The following is a 1,289-nucleotide window of genomic DNA, read 5'->3' on the forward strand; positions in this document are numbered from 1 at the left end:
CCGCGTCCATGCGCGAGGCAGAGATAGCGCATGATGGAATTCGATTCCCACAGCACGAAGTCGCCCTCGACCAGCGTCGGGATCCGCGCATTCGGGTTCATCGCGAGATACTCGGCCTCGCGGGTCTTGCCGTATTGCATGCCGGCATCGATGCGCTCGTAGGGCAGGCCGAGCTCGGTGAGGCACCACAGCACCTTCTGCACGTTGACCGAATTGGCGCGGCCCCAGATCGTCAGCTTGGTGTCAGGCATGAAGCTCCTCCCGCGGCGTTCTCAGTTGTGCGGGTGATAGCGGAATTTCCTGTGTCGGACGACGGCGATTGCGGCGCGCCCCTCATGCAAAAAGCTCCGCCATGGCAGAGCTTTCATTGCAGGTTGAACCAGGTGCTCAGTGGCCGAAGAACAGCCACAGCAGAATGATCACCGGGATCGGCACGCCCAGCATCCACAACAACAATCCTCGTCCCATTGCGTCCTCCTCCAATCATATTTGTCGAGGAGTGAACGTGCGCGGCGAGGGCTTGTTCCTATGGAAAAGGCCCTACCAGTGGCCGGTGTTCGGCATCGACGACCACGGCTCCTGCGGCGCTTTCGGCTCGCCCTTCTGGAGCAGCTCGATCGAGTGCAGATCGGGCGAGCGGACGAAGGCCATGTTGCCGTCGCGCGGCGGACGGTTGATGGTGACACCGGCCTTCATCAGCTTCTCGCAAGTGGCGTAGATGTCGTCGACCTCATAGGCGAGATGGCCGAAGAAGCGGTCCTCGCCATACTTCTCCTCGTCCCAATTGTAGGTGAGCTCGACCAGCGGCGCGCCGCGGCTCGAGGGCTGCTTCTTCAGCGCCTCGAGATCGTCAGCCGAGCACAGGAAGACGAGCGTGAAGCGCCCCTTGTCGTTCTCGATCCGCCGCACCTCCTTCAGCCCCAGCGCATCCTGGTAAAACTTCAGCGCCACATCGAGATTGCGCACGCGCAGCATGGTGTGGAGATATCGCATGGTTGTTGCTCCCTTGAACGGATGGAGGGTTTTTGGTTTCGGGCGGGGGCGATGAATAGCAGCAAAATGCGACAAGGGGCAGGGGGCGTTTGCACATGCGCGTGAGGGTGAAATGGGGCTGTGAGGTCAACCAGCAAAGCGTTGACCTAGAGCCATGGCCGGCGGCGGCGAATACACTCAATGCACGGTCACCGCACAATCCCAAGCTGAGGCAGCTCCTTCGCTAAGCGCTCAATTTGTGGCTGCCAGCTCGCCAAATTTCCGCTCTTGCGCCGTATCCCGATGCTTGCCAACCG

2 protein-coding genes are annotated in these 1,289 nt (G+C 61.0%); both read right to left on the bottom strand.

The features are described from left to right. A partial coding sequence (locus tag AC1D00_RS41510; RefSeq protein ID WP_477014693.1) for a glutathione S-transferase N-terminal domain-containing protein occupies window positions 1-251 on the bottom strand: 251 nt, incomplete at its 3' end. Between the two features lie 289 nt (window positions 252-540). Beyond that, complete coding sequence (locus AC1D00_RS41515) at window positions 541-993, bottom strand: VOC family protein (protein WP_027542672.1); 453 nt, start codon at window positions 991-993, stop codon at window positions 541-543. Window positions 994-1,289 lie beyond the last annotated feature (296 nt).

The sequence above is a fragment of the Bradyrhizobium sp. P2_E8 genome (genome assembly GCF_056403875.1).